Source organism: Arthrobacter ruber (assembly GCF_002954225.1).
Classification (GTDB): domain Bacteria; phylum Actinomycetota; class Actinomycetes; order Actinomycetales; family Micrococcaceae; genus Arthrobacter_D; species Arthrobacter_D ruber.
Genome location: NZ_PPTH01000016.1, coordinates 449,348 through 464,548 on the forward strand (window position 1 = coordinate 449,348; position 15,201 = coordinate 464,548).

The window sequence follows — 15,201 nt, forward strand, 5'->3', positions numbered from 1 at the left end:
ACGTTATGCTGCTGCCATGACCAAACCACTGATGATCCTGATTGCCGGCCCGTACCGCAGCGGGACGAACGATGACCCCGCTCTCCTCTCCGCCAACCTCCGCGCCCTCGAGGCATATGCATGGCCTGTCTTCGAGAAAGGCCACATCCCGATGATCGGGGAGTGGGTGGCCCTGCCCGTCCTCGAAAGCGCGGGTGCGGGGCTTGCCGACCCGCTGGCGGAGAAGGTCATGTATCCCACGGCGCAACGCCTGCTGCACCACTGCGATGCCGTCCTGCGTCTGCCCGGCAATTCCCGGGGTGCCGACAATGACGTTCTGATCGCCAGGGAACTGGGACTCCCCGTCTACACGGACGTCATGGACATCCCCGTGCGGGAGGCTCACCATGCACCCGCTCGGGCCGTCGGATCATGAAGCGCATCGGGCTTCTGGGCGGCATGAGTTGGGAATCCACCGTCGAGTACTACCGGTTGGCGAACGAACTGGTGCGCAACCGGCTCGGCGGCGTCCACTCGGCCAGTATCCTGCTCGACTCCATGAACTTCGCCGTCATGGAGAAGCTGCAGTCGGCCGGAAAATGGCAGGAAGCCGGCACCATGCTCGCCGGCAAGGCCTCGGCGTTGGAAGCCGCCGGCGCGGACATGATCGTCCTCTGCACCAACACCATGCACATCGTCGCCGACTCCATCGAACGAGCGGTGAAGATCCCCGTGCTGCACATCGTCGACGCGACCTCGGCCAGAATCACGCAGGCCGGCCTGAAGCGTGTCGGGCTGCTAGGGACCGCGTTCACCATGGAACACAGCTTCTACCGCGACCGACTCTCCGCCGCCGGCGTGGAAGCCATAGTGCCCGAACGCTCCGACCAGGCCACGGTCCATCGGATCATCTACGAGGAGCTCGTCCGCGGCATCGTCAGCGACGAGTCCCGCGCAGAGTACGCAGCGATCATGGAACGCCTCGTTGAGGCCGGCGCCCAAGGAATCATCCTCGGTTGCACCGAGATCGAGATGCTGGTGACCCCGGCAGACAGCACCGTCCCGTTGTTCCCTACCACTCAGATCCACATCGAAACCGCCGTCGAACACGCATTCCACTGAGTCATTCGACGGACGAGGTGGCCACCAACCGCGCCCGCCGGGTCATCGCGGTGAGCCGCTTCCGGGCTGGATACCACCTTCGATCCATGGGTAACCCGTGGCCAGGGGGGCGCCGTCGTCGTGGCGTGATAGCCATTCGACCGCAGCACCGTGGTAGCGGTGGAATCCCTTGTAGTCGGCGAGTTCGGGGTCCAGGGACGCGAGCGCCCGATGTACTCGTTTCGCCCAGCCCGGAGCGTGTTCCACCAGCTCGGCAAGGCTGACGAGGTAGGTACGGACCGGGAAGACGATGGCGTTCGATCGCGGCAGACGATGCAGGGGCTGCAGTTCGATGCGCAGGTACACCATGTCTCCCGCGTTCTCAGCGGTGACCCGCGCGCGATCCGGGGCCCAGTCGGGAAGCGTCTCCACCGAGGTCTCGAGACGCGGATGGACGGTCAGCGACCAATTGACCCGCCGGACGGGGTGACCGGGCTTCATACGGAGCAGGAACTTGAGCGCCCGGTCGAGGATCCCCATCTTGTCCAACTTGGGCACGGGGCCGTGGAACTCCGAGAAGTTCATGCCGAGATTGAACTGCAGGGAGTAGTCGGCGCGCTGGGTCGTCATGCCGGCGCCGATGACGAGGGTGTTGTCCCTCTCCTCGAGTACGACGAACTCTCCCTGGGCCTGGCGCGTGGCGTACTCCATCGGATCCATCGGCAGGGTTTCAGGATCGCCGAAGGTGAAGGAGTCGTCGATGCCGAGGAGCCGGTTCTGCCACCGCCACTCGTTCCCGTTCCTGGTGAGGGTGAAGTGCTCGGGGAAGTCCCTGTTATACGACTCGAAGATGAGTTCCAGGAGGTCCCACTGCGCCTCCATCATGTGCGGCAGCGCGAGGTAGTGGACACCTGGCATCTCTCGCAGCATCTGGTCGCGATGGGCACACTCGGACACATAGTGCTCATCGACGTCGAAGGCAGCCCTCAGGGCGCCGGTGCCGGCCGAAACGTGCGGTTCGAGATTCATTGAGTACATGTACTCGTCGTCCGGGAACGGGAACGGGAGACGGCGAACCGCCTCGCGTGAATTCCGGAACCGGTACTCCCCGCCCGGCGTATAGGTCTCGTCCGGTGTGAATCCGGCTGGGTTGGATACCGCTGTCATCGGTGTTCTCCTTAAGCGTTCAGAACGAGTTTTGTACAGGTGGCCCGCGAGACGCAGGGCATGATGAGCTTGTTCGTGCAGCGGTCCGATTCGGACAGCCAGTCGTCCCGGTGGTCGATGGTGCCTTCGAGCTCCAGGACCTCGGTCTCGCATTCACCGCATGCACCTCCCCGGCAGAGGTAGGGCAGCTTGTGGCCCGCCTCCTCGACAGCCTCCAGCAGCGACTGCTCGGGGGACACCTCGACGACCGCTCCGGACCGCGCCAGGGTGACGGAGAAGGGATCGCCGGTGGACCCGAGGTCCTCGAACCGCTCGAAGTGGATGTGCGAGTCCGTCCAGCCGTGGGTGTGTGCCGCCCGGATGACGTCGTCGACCATGCGCGAGGGTCCGCAGACGTAGGCGTGGGTGCCGAGCGGCAGCCCACCGAGGATCTCGTACGAGTTCAGCCGGGTCCCGTCGCCATCGCCGTACAGCACGACCCTCTCCCCGTAGCGTTCCCGGAGTTCATGCCCGAGAGCGGCATGCTCCGGGCCGCGGACCGCGAGGTGGAGTTCGAACGAGCTTCCCTTGAGACTCAGTTCGTCGAGTTGGGCATAGATGGGCGTGACCCCGACGCCTCCGGCGATGAAGACGTGATGCCGCGCGTGCTTGGAGACAGGGAAGAGATTCGCCGGGATGGTGGCGGACAGGACGTCGCCCTCGCGGACATCCCTGTGCATGGCGATGGAGCCGCGCTTCCCTTCGTCGACCCGGCGGACGGCGATCTGGTATTCGCTGGTGTCGTAGGGCGAACTCATGAGCGAGTAGGCGTTGCGTCTGGTCTCCCCCTCGAACGGGATCAGGACCCTGATATGGCTGCCGCCGGAGAAGGGCGGGAGCCAGGACCCGTCCGCCGCGGAGAACGTGTACCGGTTGATCTCCGGAGTGACGGCCTCTATGCGCTTCACCCTGAGCTGCAGGGATCCGTGGTGCGCCTCGCTCATGTGTCCAACTCCTCGTTCTCCGGAAGCTCGCCCGGTACTTCGCCGTCCGCTTTGACTCCCTGGAACGCAGCGAGCCTCCCCGAGTAGTGATCACGGACGATCAGGTTGCGTTCGCACCCCGGGCATCGGAAGATCCGCCGGGACACGTTCTCGGAATAGTGGCTGCAGTGCGCGCACCATACGCGGCGCACGAAGGAACCTGCATGCTCGCGCAGTACCTCGTCGCGGTTCATGCCGTAGGAGGTGGCGACTTGCATCGACGTGCCGATGAACCCTTCGGAACCGGAGAGGTACAGCCGGGTGCCCATCTTCGCGGTCGCGAGGAACGCGTCGAGTCCCCTCACGGCGTCGGCATTGTTCGGGAACACGACGAGTTCGCGGACTGCGAAGTTCCGGAGGTCGGCCAGGTAGTTCTTCCCGGTGAACGACTCGATCGAGTAGAGCACGGTGGTCGCCGCCAGCTGTCCCGGAATCATCGCTCCGAGCAGCCGCACCAGCGGCTCTCCGCCACTGCCCTGTGCGGCAGCGACATGGCTCGTGCCGGTCGCCATCGGCGCCAGCTCGTCGTAGATGGGGCGGCTCTTGATGCCAGTGATCAGCATGGCTCTGCTACCTCTGATCCTTCGATGGAGCCGACAGGACGGCGTCCTGTCGGTTGCCGGCCGGGGCGGTAGGAACTGCATCGGCTGCCGGAGCATCACCCTTGAGGTACGGCTTCTTCCAGGCCATGTAGACGAGTCCCACCACCACGACGGAGACTGCGGAGATCAGGACGACGTAGTTGGCGAACCAGCCATCCTCCGGTGTCCGGGGCCACGCCATGTTCACCATGCCGAGTACGCCCCAGACGAGGGCTGCGATATTGACCGGGATGCCCCAGGCACCCAGTTGGAAGGCGCCGTTCGGCTTCCAGCCGAGGAGGCGGGCCCGCAGCGAGGCGAGGACGACCATCTGGAACCCCATGTACATCCCCATGGCCGCGAACGAGATGATCACTGTCAGGGCGTCACTGGAGACCTTCGATCCGACGACGATGGCGGCGGGCACCAGCCCTGCCAGGAGCAGGGCGTACGGAGGTACGTGACGGGACTCGCTGAAGGTGCTCAGGAGCCTGCTGCCCGGGAGGATGCCGTCGCGGGCCATCGAGTAGGCGAGGCGCGAGGTGGCTGCCTGCAGGCTCAGGACGCATGAGAGGAACGAGACCAGGACGATGGCAAGCACCACCTTGAAGCCGATGGGGCCGAAGGCCGACAGGAGGATGTTGCCGACGGGATCGGTGTCGGTGCCTGAGATCACGGCCGCGAAATCCGGGACGGCGAGGATCAGGGACAGGCAGACGAACATTGCTGCGAAACCACCGATGTAGATGGTCATCCGCATGGCCTTGGGGATCGTGCGGCCCGGGTTCGGGACTTCCTCAGCCACGTCACCGCAGGCTTCGAAGCCGTAGTACTGGAAGATGCCGATCAACCCGGCGGCCGCGAAAGCCACGAAGTAGCTGCTGCCCTCTCCTGCACCGAAGGCCTGGAACAGGACACCGAGGTCGTGGTGCCTGGCCGTCAGCAGCAGCCAGCTCCCCACTGCCAGGGCACCGCCGAGCTCGGCCAGGAGGCCTATCATCGCCACGGTGTTCAGGACCTTGGTTCCTCCCAGGTTCAGGACCGTGGCAAGCGCTATCACCACGAGACCCGAGACGATCACGGAGTCGACGGTGTTCTCCATACCGACGAGCGTGCTCAGGAACGGTCCTGCCCCGTACGCGACGCTGGCGATGGTGGTCAGGAGCGCGACCAGGTAGACCCAACCATTCATCCAGCCCCATTTGCGGCCCCATAGCCTGCGTGACCAGGGATAGACCCCCCCGGCCACGGGGTACGCCGCGACGACCTCCCCGAAGACGGTGGCGACGAGGAGTTGACCGACGCCGACGATGACGAGGGACCAGAACATCGGCGGGCCCGCGACGCCTAGTGATGCCGCGAACAGCGAGTACACGGCCACAACCGGCGACAGGTAGGTGAACCCCAGCGAGACATTCCCCCAGAACGTCATCTCCCGCTTGAACTGCCGCTCGTAGGAGTAGCCGAGGCTGGCGAGGTGCTGGGCGTCCTGGTCGGCGACAGACTCCTTGGGCGGTTCTGCACTATCTACACGCATGGGGTTCCTTCTCTTGGATCCTCAGGGGCTCATGTGAGCTGGACCACGTCGCAAAAACTATAGTTTCAAATGTTTAACTCCGCAACACCAGCCCAAGCACCCCCTGATCGGCAGGTGGAGCGTGACCCAAGGTGGTGCAAGAGGTCCATAACCTATGTTTCCGATGGATTTTCTGAACTAGTCGATACACTTGTGACACTCCTGTAGGAGAGCGGCTGCAGGCGAATACGCCGGCAGCCGTTCGAGGGGTTCGTCGGAGGCAGCCGCGGTCCGTCCTGCTACCGTCCGGTGCGGGGAACGGCGCCGACTAAACTTGCTGCTGTCCTCACACCGCATGGAGTCTCTACTTGGCACCCACCACCGCCTTCCAGGCCCACGTCTACCGATCGCTGCCGGAGACGGAGCGCTCAGACGCCATTGTGAACAGGATCTCCAAGGCGATCTCCCTGGGTCTGCTGAAGGTCGGGGAGCGGCTCCCCTCGGAGACAGCGCTTTCGGAGATGTTCGGCGTCGCGCCGTCCACACTCAGGGAAGCGCTGTCGGACCTGCGGCAGCAGGGAATCGTTGCCACACGGCGAGGACGCAGCGGCGGGACGTTCATCGTCAAGCAACCCTTCATGTCGCCCGATGCGACGAGGAGATGGCTGCAGGAGACGTCCATCGCGGAGCTACGGGACCTGGGCGACGAGCATGCCGCCATCGCTGCTGCCACGGTTCGACTGGCCTGCGAACGAGCCGAATCCCACGAGGTCGGCAGGCTGCTCGACCTCGCTCGGGCACTGGTCATGTCGGACAAGTCCGAAGCGCGCGCCCACGCTGACAGCCGGTTCCACATCGAACTGGCGGTCCTTGCGCAATCGCCGCGGCTCACCAACGCGGAGATAAGGCTGCAGGCCGAAACGGTCCAGGCTCTGTGGGCACCCTTGTCATCGACCCGCGATCCGGAACGGGTGGCCGCGGAACACCTCGCCGTGGCTCGCGCCATCGCCGACGACGCACCCGAGGAGGCCCAGCGGCTGGTACTGCAGCATATCCGCCACGACATCCACCACCTCGTCGATGCCAAATTGTCCCTCGGGTACCCCACGAATCAGGAGGAGCGACCATGACGGCCAGTGCCCCCGCCCTGAAGGCCGCCCGCGAGATAGCAGCCTGGACGAACGCCCTGAGCCTCGACGTGCATGAGTTCGCGGCACGCTCGGCCGAGCTCTGGTCGGGTCGTCCACGCCCCCTCTCGATCACCCGCGGGGACATCGCACGGCTGGAGGAATTGGTAGGGGCGTTCCTCGAGACCCACGATTTCGTCGTCGGAGCGGGCGCGATCTTCTCCACCGAAGCCATCAGGAGCAAGGACGGCGGTCTCGAGTGGTGGATCAGGCGTGAGCGCAGCATCGAGAAGCTGGAGTTCGACCTGACACCGGGCGGAGAACGGTTCTACGACTACCAGAACATGCCATTCTTCGCCTCGGCGAGTCGAACCGGCGAACAGACCGTGTGGGGACCGTACGTCGACTACCTCGGGATGGACGAATACATCCTCACCTACTCGGCACCGATTCAGCTGGAAGGAGAGTTCGCGGGAGTCGCGGGCTGTGACATCAGGATCAAAAAGCTGGAGGAGATACTCATGCCCACACTCCGTTCGATTCCCGGGGACGCCGCGCTGCTCAATGCCGGTGGCCGCGTCGTCGTCGGCAATTCCGGGGCGCATCTGGTGGGTGAGAGAGTCCGCTCGACGTCGGGCGGACGAAGCCTGATCCCGATCGAGGTACCGCATCTGGGGTTCTCGCTGCTGGTCTCCCCCTAGCATGATCGATCAGCCGCCTGCCGTGATCAGCCGCCGAACAGGGCCACCATCCCGGCTCCCGTCGATCCGGAGGAGCGCGGAGGTCGGAGGCGACGGTCATGAGGACGTCTGCTGCCTGCGGACGATCTCGTTGATCCAGATCGGCGCGAACGGGGAGGTGCAGTTCGGCGGCGTCGGGTAGTCCTTCAGGACCTCCAGTCGCTCGCCGATGCCGATAGCCCGTTGCCGGTGCTCCGCGTGATTGATCCCGATCTGGGCCAGGGTATGGTTCATCGCCCACTGCAGGCGGTCGGGAGCGTCCTTCATGGTGCCCTCGATGGTGTCCAGCAAGCCGGGGAGGTCGAGCCCCCCGGGCTTCTTCAGCACGCGTTCGCTCGTGAGCGCCCATCCGGCACTGGCCACCACGGGATCCGGATCCCCCACCCACGCGAGGCGCAGCTCCTCGGCGTGCGGGCTCTTCTTCACCACGTAGTTGACGAGCCAGTCGTGGACCTTCGGCGGGCGCCCCTGCCGCAGCATGGTGTCCAGCTCGGCCTGGTCGAAGGCCCTCGGGCGGCAGAGGAGGAGCGCGAGCAGGCGTGCGGCGGTGTCCTCCGTGGCCCACAGCTCGCGTGCGAGATCCTGCTGGGTCTTCAGCCGCTTGGCGACGCCCCGCAGCGCGGACAGGTTCACGCCGTGGTCGTCCCCGTGCTGTTCGTTCACGGCCCGCAGGCGGGGATCCTCGAGTGCTGACAGCTCGGCCAGCACGTCATCGACGGCCGGGACATCGACGCCTGTGGACATTTCCTACCTCCGGGTGGTCACTCGTCTCCCCACATCCTCCCGCCATGAGGGGGAGCCCGCCAGAGCCACCCCCTGGACGCTCCGTCCTGCTATGCCCCCCGGACCGCCCCGCTCCGCGAAGCGCCCGTGACCATCCAGCGGTCGTTCCGCACGCGCCAGCCGAGCGTTCCGGCCCGCGCCAGCATGTAGCCGACACCGAACGCGAGCCAGAGCCAGACGATCCCCTCACCCCCGGTCAGGTCCGCCCGGCCCACGAGGACCAGCAGCGGCAGGTAGGCCGCGAGGTTCACGACGCCGGCGAGCGCCAGGTAGCGGGCGTCCCCGGCACCGATCAGGACGCCGTCGAGCACGAACACGAAACCGCAGACCGGCTGGGAGGCTGCGAGTACCCATAACCCGGCCGCGAACGCCGCCTGAACCTGGGGATCGGGGGTGAAGATCCCCCCGATGAGCGGCGCGACGGCGGCGAGCAGGCACCCGGTGATGACGCCGAACCCCACACCCCAGACAGTCATCCGCCGCGTGAGCGCCCGCGCCAGGGGGCGGTCGCCGGCACCGAGCTCCTTGCCGATGAGGGCCTGGGCGGCGATGGCGAGGGCATCGAGTGCGAAGGCGAGGAAGGTGAAGACGGTCATGACGAGCTGGTGGGACGCGAGGCTCAGGGGACCCTGCGCCGTCGCCACGAACACGGTGGCGAGGATCGCCACCCGCAGGGACAGGGTCCGCAGCATGAGCCACGAGCCCACGCCCGCGGTGCCACGGATGCCGCGCAACGACGGCGTCAGGGGTACCCGCTCGCGTCGCGAGGCGCGCACGAGCATCACGAGGTAGACCGCGGCCATGCCCCACTGCGCGAGGCTCGTCCCGAGCGCGGAGCCGGCCACCGACATCCCGGCACCGTAGACGAGCAGGTAGTTGAGGACGATGTTGACCCCGAATCCGGCCCCTGCGACGACCAGCGGCGTCCGGGTGTCCTGCAGTCCGCGCAGCACGCCCGTCGCGGCGAGCACCACGAGCATGGCGGTGAGCCCGGGCATCGACCAGCGGAGGTAGTCGACGGCGAAGGCATGGACGGCGCCCTCGGCGCCGAGGAGCGAGGCGAGCCGGGGTGCTGCGAGCCAGCCCGCGGTGGACAGGACCACCCCTAGGACGACGGCGAGGCCCACGCCGTCGCGCCCGGCCGCGAGCGCCTCGGGCAGACGCCCGGCACCGAGGAGACGGGCGACGGCGGGCGTGGTCGAGTAGGCGAGGAAGACCATGAGCCCGACGGCGGTCTGCAGCACGGTGGATGCGAGGCCCACGCCGGCGAGCTGATCCACGCCGAGGTGTCCCACGATCGCGGAGTCCGCGAGCAGGAAGAGCGGCTCGGCGATCAACGCGCCCAGGGCCGGAACGGCCAGCCGGAGGATACTGCGGCTGAGGGCGCGGTTGCTGGGCGGTCTCTGGTGCACCCGTCCAGCGTAGGCGCGCAGGCTGCAGGGCCTAAGCTGGATGCGAACCCGCAGCCCGCGATCGCACCCAGGGGAGTCATGAGAGTCGGCATCAAGCAGTACCTGGCCGGTCTGGTCCTGCTGTTCATCAGCACCTTGTTCATACCGCAGGCCGTGTCCGACTTCGCCCGCGCCCAGTCCTCGGGCAGCCCCGTACCGGCCGGAGCGCCGGTCCTGCTGGCGATCGGGCTCCTCATCGTCCTCGCGGCGGCGGCCTGCATCGGCTGGGGCTACTGGCTCACGCATCGCACGGGTGCCTCCCGGCGGGTCAATCCCGAGGACGACCCGGATGAGCCGCTGCTGCGTCCGGGCTACGCGCCGGAGCCCTCGGAGCGGGAAGGATGGCGTGAGCATCCGCTGCGCAGGCCGGACCAGCGAGGTGACGGGCGCCCGTAGGCGCCACCCCGCGCGATGCCGGCACTCCGGCTGTCCGGCGGGAGGTCGACCGCTCTCCTGCTTGTCGTCGGATCGCCGCCTTCCTACAGTTCTACGTAGTGTCGGCGCGCAGCCGCGGTAGGTCGTCGCGCCGCCCGGGCACCTGTCCAACCGAGGAGGATCAGCATGACCCGCACCAGCATCCCGCCCGTCGCCGTGGGCGTCGCACTCCTGCTCCTGGTGACCGGCTGCACGGAGTCCGGGAACGAGCCCGGACCGAGCGCCCCGGCCCAGGTAGAGGACGGCAGCACCTCCTCGGCGGCGCCGTCCGGGTCGTCCACGGCGTCCTCGTCCGGATCCTCGTCCGGGCGGCAGGAGGACATGAGCATCCCCGACATCGTCGAGGCGGTGCAGCCGTCGGTGGTCACCATCTTCACCGAGAGAGGGCTCGGCAGTGGCGTCATCTACACCGAGGACGGCCTCATCCTCACCAACGAGCACGTGATCCGCGGCAACGAGGACGTCGAGGTGGCCTTCGCCGACGGACTGCGGGTGTCCGGGACGGTGGAAGCGACGGATGCCGTCTCCGACCTCGCGCTCGTCCGCGCGGACCGCACGGACCTGCCCGCGGCCACGTTCCAGTCCGGCCTTCCCCGTATCGGCGAGCTCGCCGTGGTGATCGGCTCGCCCCTCGGCTTCGAGAACACGGCGACGTCGGGCATCATCTCGGGCCTGCACCGGGAGATCCCGGGGTCGGCGTCCACCAGCCAGTCGCTCGTGGACCTGATCCAGACCGATGCCGCCATCAGCCCCGGCAACTCCGGAGGTGCCGTCGTGAACGGGCGCGGCGAGATCATCGGCATCAGCGAGGCGTACATCCCGCCCGCGCAGGGAGCCGTGGCGCTGGGCTTCGCGATCCCCGCGCCCACCGCCACCGAGGTGGCGGAGGAGCTCCGCGAGGACGGCACCGCGGAGCACGCCTTCATGGGTCTGGCCCCGGGCGCGATCACGCCGCAGATCGCCGAGCAGCTGGACCTGCAGGACAGCACGGGCGTAGTGGTCCTGTCCGTGTCGGAGGGCGGACCGGCCGACGACGCCGGGATCCGGCCAGGTGACATCATCACCCGGATCGGGGACGACGAGCTGTCCGCACCCGAGGACCTCCTGGCGGCGCTGCGGCAGCGCGACCCGGGCGAGAGGGTCGCCGTCGAGACCCGCCGGGGATCGGATACGCGGACGGTGGACGTGCAGCTCACGGATCGGCCCGCCGCCCGGGGCTGACCCCCGCCCTCCCCGCGTCCGGTCGTCGACCGGGCGGACGCGGCGCGGCCCTCCGCCCGCGGCGAGCGCCTACTCGAAGTGCATCGTCACGGGCCCCTGCCCGAGGGACTCCAGGACGGAGGCCGCGACGTCCCGCAGCTTGATGTTCCTCGCACTGGAGGCGGCCTTGAGGATCGACATCGCCGTGGCCTGGGAGCACCGGTTCTGGCCCATGATCACGCCGGCGGCGAGATCGATCGTGGTGCGGCTCTCCATGGCGGTCCGCATGTCGGCCCTCGCCTGGGTCAGGGTGGCGATGCGGACCGCGAGACGCAGCGACGCCCCGACCTCCTCGGCGAAGCGCTGTGCGGCCTCGATGGACTCCTCGCTGAACGCCTCCGCCAGGGGCGAGTAGAAGTTGAGCGCCGCCGTCGCCTCTCCCTCCAGGGGAATGGGTACCCCGAGGGCTGACTTGATGCCGTGGCCCGCGATCGCCGCGCTGTACTCGGGGAAACGGTCCTCGGTGCCGAAGTCGCAGACGTAGTGGACGGTGCCCCGGCGGGCGGCCCGCAGGCAGGGGCCGTCGTCGTACCGGTACTGGACCTCGTCCATCTTCTGGGCTTCGGGGCTGTTGCTGGCCACGGTGGTCTTGGTCCGCTCCCGGAGGAGGGTGACGCCGCACAGGACCTCGTCGTCCGCGGACAGGCTGTGGCCGGCGATGGTGACCAGCTTCGTCAGGAACTGCTCGACGTCGTCGCTGTCGAGGACCATGTCCTGGAGCAGCGCCGGAACCGTGGGACCGTTGTCCCTCTCGTGATGTGCCAACAGATGTGCCTTTGCATCCGCTCCCTGCCCGCACGCGCGATGCTGCAGGGAGAAGGTGGGGCCGCCTGCTGCTAAACGACCTAGAGAATATTACCCAACGGACGGGTTCGGAACGCGCCCACCCAGGGGCGACTGACCGGCAACCGGTCGGATCACACCCCGCCGCAGGGCGCCGCCGCCGTCACGATGGGGTGATCTTGATGCGCCGTTGAGGAGTGCGGCGCACACTGGGAGTACGCAGCGAATGGCCCGGACCTGTCCGCGGACTGATGTTGACTACATCGAAGTGCTCGCACGGACATGGGGCGGCGGTCGGGAGTCAAGCAGACGGCTCCCGATCACCTGCTTGCGTCCGCCCCGACGCGCTCACGTCCCGTTCACGGCGCTGCGTCGACCATCCCGAGCCGGGCATGCTGCCCCCGGTAGACGGCCGTCCGCAGTTCGATGGCATAGGCCTCGAGGGCCGGCATCCCCACCGCGGTCGCCACGGCGATCTCCGCCTCGACATCATAGGGGACCCGCACGAACTGGATGCCGAAGGGTGCGGCGCGGTCGCCGCCGGGCTCCCCCTCGAGGATCACGTAGGACGCATGCGGTTCGTCCAGTGGGTTACCGACGCTGCCCACGTTGACGAGGGTCCTGCTCCGGTAGGTGGAGGCGAAGGCGTCGTGGATGTCGCCGTAACAGACCACGTCCGGCAGGGGGCCGTCCCCGGTGAGGTCCGTCGCGGCGAACATGCCGTCGAACTCCTCGTCCGTGTGGCGGGCGTGCACGCGGTGGTACACGCTCTTGGCCGACGCATGGAACATGCGGATGCGCCGCCCGCTCAGCGTCAGGTCGTGGGACAGCGGGAGCGACTGCAACCACCGGCGGTCCTCCGGTGTGAGTTCGTTGTGCCACCACCAGCCGGCGTCGTCGCGCCACTCGGGCGTCTCGCTGGGCAGGAAGTCGTCCCAGTTCCCGCGTACCGTGACGGCACAGTGCAGGCGGCTCAGGCGCACGCACTCCGAGCCGCGGGGACCCTTGCCCGCGACGTCGCCCAGGTTGTACACGGTGGAGACGCCCCGGTGCCGAAGATCCTCCAGCACCGCGCTGAAGGCGGTGACGTTCCCGTGGAGGTCCGAGATCACGGCGGCGCGTTCCATCCCGTCAGGCTATCCCGGCTCGGGAACGCCCCGGGCAGGCCTCACCCGCAGACGGTGGATTGCGCGGTGCACCTACTCTGTGAGAAGAGTCCACCGCGCCGAAGTCGGCCGGTCGCCAGCCAACCCTCGACCGAAGGATCACCGTGCCCCAGACGATCGCCCTTGCAGGAGCCACCGGAGACCTCGGTGAACGGATCGCCCGTGCCCTGCTGGACCAGGGGGCCGAGGTCCGGGTCCTCACGAGGGCCTCCAGCAACCCTGAGGCGCGCGGGCTACGCTCGCTCGGCGCGGACGTCCTGCCCGTGGACTACAGCGACGCCGACGGCCTGAAGAGGGCGGTCGGGGGTGCGGACGCCGTCGTGTCCGCGCTCAGCGGGCTCGCGCCCGTCATCCTGGACACCCAGACCCGGTTGCTGATGGCCGCCGTTGCCGCAGGTGTCCCGCGGTTCGTGCCCTCGGACTTCTCCCTCGACCACACCACCATCAGGGACGGGTCCAACCGCAACCTCCAGCTCCGACGCGACTTCCGCGCCATCCTCGATGCCGCGCCCCTCCGCGCCACCTCGGTGCTCAACGGGGCGTTCGCCGACATGCTCACGGGAGTGGCGCCCCTGATCCTGTTCGGCCGGAGGAGGGTCCTCTACTGGGGGGACGCGGACCAGCCCATGGCCTTCACGACCAAGGACGACGTCGCGGCCTACACCGCGCATGCGGCCCTCGACCGGGACGCACCGCGTTTCCTGCGCATCGCCGGCGACACGGTGTCCTCCCGGGACCTCGCCGGCATCATGACAAGCCTCGACGGCGAGCCCTACCGCCTGCTCTACGCCGGCGGCATCGGTCCATTGCGCCTGATGGCACGCACGGGACAGGCCCTTTCCAGGGACTCGGAGGACCTGTACCCCGCATGGCAGGGCATGCAGTACTTCGGCAACATGTTCAGCGGGGACGGCGCCTTCCACGCGCTGGACAACGACAGGTACGGAGTCTGCGCATGGACGTCCGCCCGGGAGATCCTCGAAGGCCACCGGCGGGCGGAGCCCCGGACCGCGGCGGCCTGATCACCGCCGATCCCGTGTAGCCGCTGTCCTCCCGATGCCTGGCCGCGTTCGACGAAGGGCCGTTCCATGCCGCACCGCCCGCAGGACGCCGCTGCCGGCGTCGGTGCCGGCTCCGACGCCGCGGAGCCCGAGGCGCGGGAGCACGAGCCGCTGGTCGGTCTCGACGGCGGGTGGGACGGGCTGGAGCTGCAGCGGCGGGTGGCGCGGGAGGCCCGCGGATGGCCGGTGCCCGGCGGGTACGTGCTGTCCGAGGTGGGCGAGGACCAGGAGCAGGACTGCATCCGCCTGCTCCTGGACGCCGGCTTCCGGTCCTGGTCGGAGGGTTGCGAGGACCTGGGCGTGACAGTGGTGATCGGCAGGGCTCCGGCGGGATAGCGGGCCGGTCAGGGTACCGGGCGCACGCCCATCCGCCCCGCCAGGAGCGACAGGCCGGGTCCGCGCAGCTCCTCCAGACCGGAGGGGCGCCCCGAGGCGGCGAGCAGCAGGGAGAGGGCGGGCCCTTGCACGACCTCCCCCGACCCCACCGTGTACCCGGCGTCGGTGGCCGTGAGAGCCAGGCCGGCGAGGCGACTCCTGCCCCCGGAGAGTCCGTCCCGCGCCAGGTACGCGAGGGCGTCCTCCACGCCGGGCGGGAGCGGCGGACGGGGAAGACCGAGGGGCCGCCGGATGTCCTCGCCATGGACCACGATCTCGAGGAGGCGCGTGATGAAGGGACCGGGCGGCGTCGTCGTGCTGGCGACCGTCGCCCGGAAGCGCTCGAGGGTGTCCGCGGGCGTGGTCCCCCGGTTGGCGGCCACCTCCCGCGCGTTCGCGCGGTCGAAGTCGAAGCGGGACCGGATGAGGGAGGTCCAGAAACTCCGTCGCGTGGTGGCGGCCGAACCGGCCAGGTGCGCGACGACGTCGTGCACGTCCCATCCCCCGCACAGCGACGGCGTGTCCCACTGCCGCTCCGTCAGCAGCGCCAGGTCCTCTGCCAGGGCCCGCCGTTCCTCGTGGACCGGTTCCCAGTTCCCGCGCATCGTCCGCCCTCCCATAATTCGTCCTGCTACTCGGACGGTGCGGGGGCCG

Annotated in this window: 17 protein-coding genes; 8 read left to right on the forward strand and 9 right to left on the reverse strand. The window is 68.3% G+C overall.

The genetic code is table 11. The features are described from left to right. The first annotated feature begins 16 nt into the window (after positions 1 to 16). Together CI785_RS10760 and CI785_RS10765 are read left to right on the forward strand one after the other, a co-directional pair. Positions 17 to 415, forward strand: a complete 399-nt coding sequence (locus CI785_RS10760) for a DUF4406 domain-containing protein (RefSeq protein WP_105032061.1) — start codon at positions 17 to 19, stop codon at positions 413 to 415. 23 nt (positions 416 to 438) lie between these two features. Continuing rightward, positions 439 to 1,101: an aspartate/glutamate racemase family protein gene (locus CI785_RS10765; protein WP_276308025.1), complete on the forward strand. Its 663-nt coding sequence runs from the start codon at positions 439 to 441 to the stop codon at positions 1,099 to 1,101. Between the two features lie 42 nt (positions 1,102 to 1,143). On the opposite strand, the gene CI785_RS10770 is transcribed toward CI785_RS10765, so the two are convergent. The 4 genes from CI785_RS10770 to CI785_RS10785 are packed head-to-tail and all read right to left on the reverse strand — an operon-like array spanning position 1,144 to position 5,387. Next, positions 1,144 to 2,247 (reverse strand): heme-dependent oxidative N-demethylase family protein, encoded by a 1,104-nt coding sequence (locus CI785_RS10770; RefSeq protein WP_105032063.1) that lies wholly within the window; start codon positions 2,245 to 2,247, stop codon positions 1,144 to 1,146. Positions 2,248 to 2,258: 11 nt separating this feature from the next. Next, positions 2,259 to 3,230 carry a PDR/VanB family oxidoreductase gene (locus CI785_RS10775; protein WP_105032064.1) on the reverse strand — a complete coding sequence of 324 codons (972 nt, stop codon included), beginning with the start codon at positions 3,228 to 3,230 and terminating at the stop codon, positions 2,259 to 2,261. Next, positions 3,227 to 3,832: a dimethylamine monooxygenase subunit DmmA family protein gene (locus tag CI785_RS10780; protein WP_105032065.1), complete on the reverse strand. Its 606-nt coding sequence runs from the start codon at positions 3,830 to 3,832 to the stop codon at positions 3,227 to 3,229. Before CI785_RS10780 ends, CI785_RS10775 begins: the two co-directional genes overlap by 4 nt. Positions 3,833 to 3,839: 7 nt before the next feature. Then, positions 3,840 to 5,387 (reverse strand): APC family permease, encoded by a 1,548-nt coding sequence (locus CI785_RS10785; RefSeq protein WP_105032066.1) that lies wholly within the window; start codon positions 5,385 to 5,387, stop codon positions 3,840 to 3,842. Positions 5,388 to 5,734: 347 nt separating this feature from the next. Between CI785_RS10785 and CI785_RS10790 the strand changes: the two genes are divergently transcribed. Together CI785_RS10790 and CI785_RS10795 are read left to right on the forward strand one after the other, a co-directional pair. Then, the gene (locus CI785_RS10790; protein WP_105032067.1) at positions 5,735 to 6,496 is read left to right on the forward strand and encodes a FadR/GntR family transcriptional regulator; all 762 of its coding nucleotides are present in this window, start codon (positions 5,735 to 5,737) and stop codon (positions 6,494 to 6,496) included. After that, positions 6,493 to 7,194, forward strand: a complete 702-nt coding sequence (locus CI785_RS10795; RefSeq protein WP_105032068.1) for a cache domain-containing protein — start codon at positions 6,493 to 6,495, stop codon at positions 7,192 to 7,194. Before CI785_RS10790 ends, CI785_RS10795 begins: the two co-directional genes overlap by 4 nt. 96 nt (positions 7,195 to 7,290) lie before the next feature. Here CI785_RS10795 and CI785_RS10800 read toward each other — a convergent pair whose 3' ends face one another. Continuing rightward, positions 7,291 to 7,977: a DNA alkylation repair protein gene (locus CI785_RS10800; protein ID WP_105032069.1), complete on the reverse strand. Its 687-nt coding sequence runs from the start codon at positions 7,975 to 7,977 to the stop codon at positions 7,291 to 7,293. An 89-nt stretch (positions 7,978 to 8,066) separates the two neighbouring features. After that, positions 8,067 to 9,428 (reverse strand): MATE family efflux transporter, encoded by a 1,362-nt coding sequence (locus CI785_RS10805; RefSeq protein WP_240615136.1) that lies wholly within the window; start codon positions 9,426 to 9,428, stop codon positions 8,067 to 8,069. A gap of 78 nt (positions 9,429 to 9,506) precedes the next feature. On the opposite strand from CI785_RS10805, the gene CI785_RS17535 reads away from it, so the two are divergent. Together CI785_RS17535 and CI785_RS10810 are read left to right on the forward strand one after the other, a co-directional pair. Continuing rightward, on the forward strand, positions 9,507 to 9,863 hold the full coding sequence (locus CI785_RS17535; RefSeq protein WP_240615137.1) for a hypothetical protein: 357 nt from the start codon (positions 9,507 to 9,509) through the stop codon (positions 9,861 to 9,863). Between the two features lie 165 nt (positions 9,864 to 10,028). Further along, the gene (locus CI785_RS10810) at positions 10,029 to 11,123 is read left to right on the forward strand and encodes a S1C family serine protease (protein WP_105032071.1); all 1,095 of its coding nucleotides are present in this window, start codon (positions 10,029 to 10,031) and stop codon (positions 11,121 to 11,123) included. 69 nt (positions 11,124 to 11,192) lie between these two features. On the opposite strand, the gene CI785_RS10815 is transcribed toward CI785_RS10810, so the two are convergent. Both CI785_RS10815 and CI785_RS10820 read right to left on the reverse strand, forming a co-directional pair. Next, positions 11,193 to 11,927 carry a GAF and ANTAR domain-containing protein gene (locus CI785_RS10815; RefSeq protein ID WP_240615138.1) on the reverse strand — a complete coding sequence of 245 codons (735 nt, stop codon included), beginning with the start codon at positions 11,925 to 11,927 and terminating at the stop codon, positions 11,193 to 11,195. Between the two features lie 377 nt (positions 11,928 to 12,304). Continuing rightward, positions 12,305 to 13,072, reverse strand: coding sequence for a metallophosphoesterase family protein (locus CI785_RS10820; protein WP_105032072.1), 768 nt, complete (start codon positions 13,070 to 13,072; stop codon positions 12,305 to 12,307). 143 nt (positions 13,073 to 13,215) lie between these two features. On the opposite strand from CI785_RS10820, the gene CI785_RS10825 reads away from it, so the two are divergent. Together CI785_RS10825 and CI785_RS10830 are read left to right on the forward strand one after the other, a co-directional pair. Continuing rightward, positions 13,216 to 14,133 (forward strand): aromatic alcohol reductase, encoded by a 918-nt coding sequence (locus tag CI785_RS10825; protein ID WP_105032073.1) that lies wholly within the window; start codon positions 13,216 to 13,218, stop codon positions 14,131 to 14,133. Between the two features lie 66 nt (positions 14,134 to 14,199). Then, on the forward strand, positions 14,200 to 14,508 hold the full coding sequence (locus CI785_RS10830) for a class I SAM-dependent methyltransferase (RefSeq protein WP_105032074.1): 309 nt from the start codon (positions 14,200 to 14,202) through the stop codon (positions 14,506 to 14,508). An 8-nt stretch (positions 14,509 to 14,516) separates the two neighbouring features. Here the strand turns inward: CI785_RS10830 and CI785_RS10835 are convergent, their stop codons facing one another. Next, positions 14,517 to 15,152: a maleylpyruvate isomerase family mycothiol-dependent enzyme gene (locus CI785_RS10835; protein WP_205753605.1), complete on the reverse strand. Its 636-nt coding sequence runs from the start codon at positions 15,150 to 15,152 to the stop codon at positions 14,517 to 14,519. Positions 15,153 to 15,201: the final 49 nt, after the last annotated feature.

Coding starts and splice junctions, on each gene's coding strand:
- CI785_RS10760 (WP_105032061.1), top strand. CDS start 17: ATGACCAAACCACTGATGATCCTGATTGCCGGCCCGTACCGCAGCGGG.
- CI785_RS10765 (WP_276308025.1), top strand. CDS start 439: ATGAGTTGGGAATCCACCGTCGAGTACTACCGGTTGGCGAACGAACTG.
- CI785_RS10770 (WP_105032063.1), bottom strand. CDS start 2,247: ATGACAGCGGTATCCAACCCAGCCGGATTCACACCGGACGAGACCTAT.
- CI785_RS10775 (WP_105032064.1), bottom strand. CDS start 3,230: ATGAGCGAGGCGCACCACGGATCCCTGCAGCTCAGGGTGAAGCGCATA.
- CI785_RS10780 (WP_105032065.1), bottom strand. CDS start 3,832: ATGCTGATCACTGGCATCAAGAGCCGCCCCATCTACGACGAGCTGGCG.
- CI785_RS10785 (WP_105032066.1), bottom strand. CDS start 5,387: ATGCGTGTAGATAGTGCAGAACCGCCCAAGGAGTCTGTCGCCGACCAG.
- CI785_RS10795 (WP_105032068.1), top strand. CDS start 6,493: ATGACGGCCAGTGCCCCCGCCCTGAAGGCCGCCCGCGAGATAGCAGCC.
- CI785_RS10800 (WP_105032069.1), bottom strand. CDS start 7,977: ATGTCCACAGGCGTCGATGTCCCGGCCGTCGATGACGTGCTGGCCGAG.
- CI785_RS17535 (WP_240615137.1), top strand. CDS start 9,507: ATGAGAGTCGGCATCAAGCAGTACCTGGCCGGTCTGGTCCTGCTGTTC.
- CI785_RS10810 (WP_105032071.1), top strand. CDS start 10,029: ATGACCCGCACCAGCATCCCGCCCGTCGCCGTGGGCGTCGCACTCCTG.
- CI785_RS10820 (WP_105032072.1), bottom strand. CDS start 13,072: ATGGAACGCGCCGCCGTGATCTCGGACCTCCACGGGAACGTCACCGCC.
- CI785_RS10830 (WP_105032074.1), top strand. CDS start 14,200: ATGCCGCACCGCCCGCAGGACGCCGCTGCCGGCGTCGGTGCCGGCTCC.
- CI785_RS10835 (WP_205753605.1), bottom strand. CDS start 15,152: ATGCGCGGGAACTGGGAACCGGTCCACGAGGAACGGCGGGCCCTGGCA.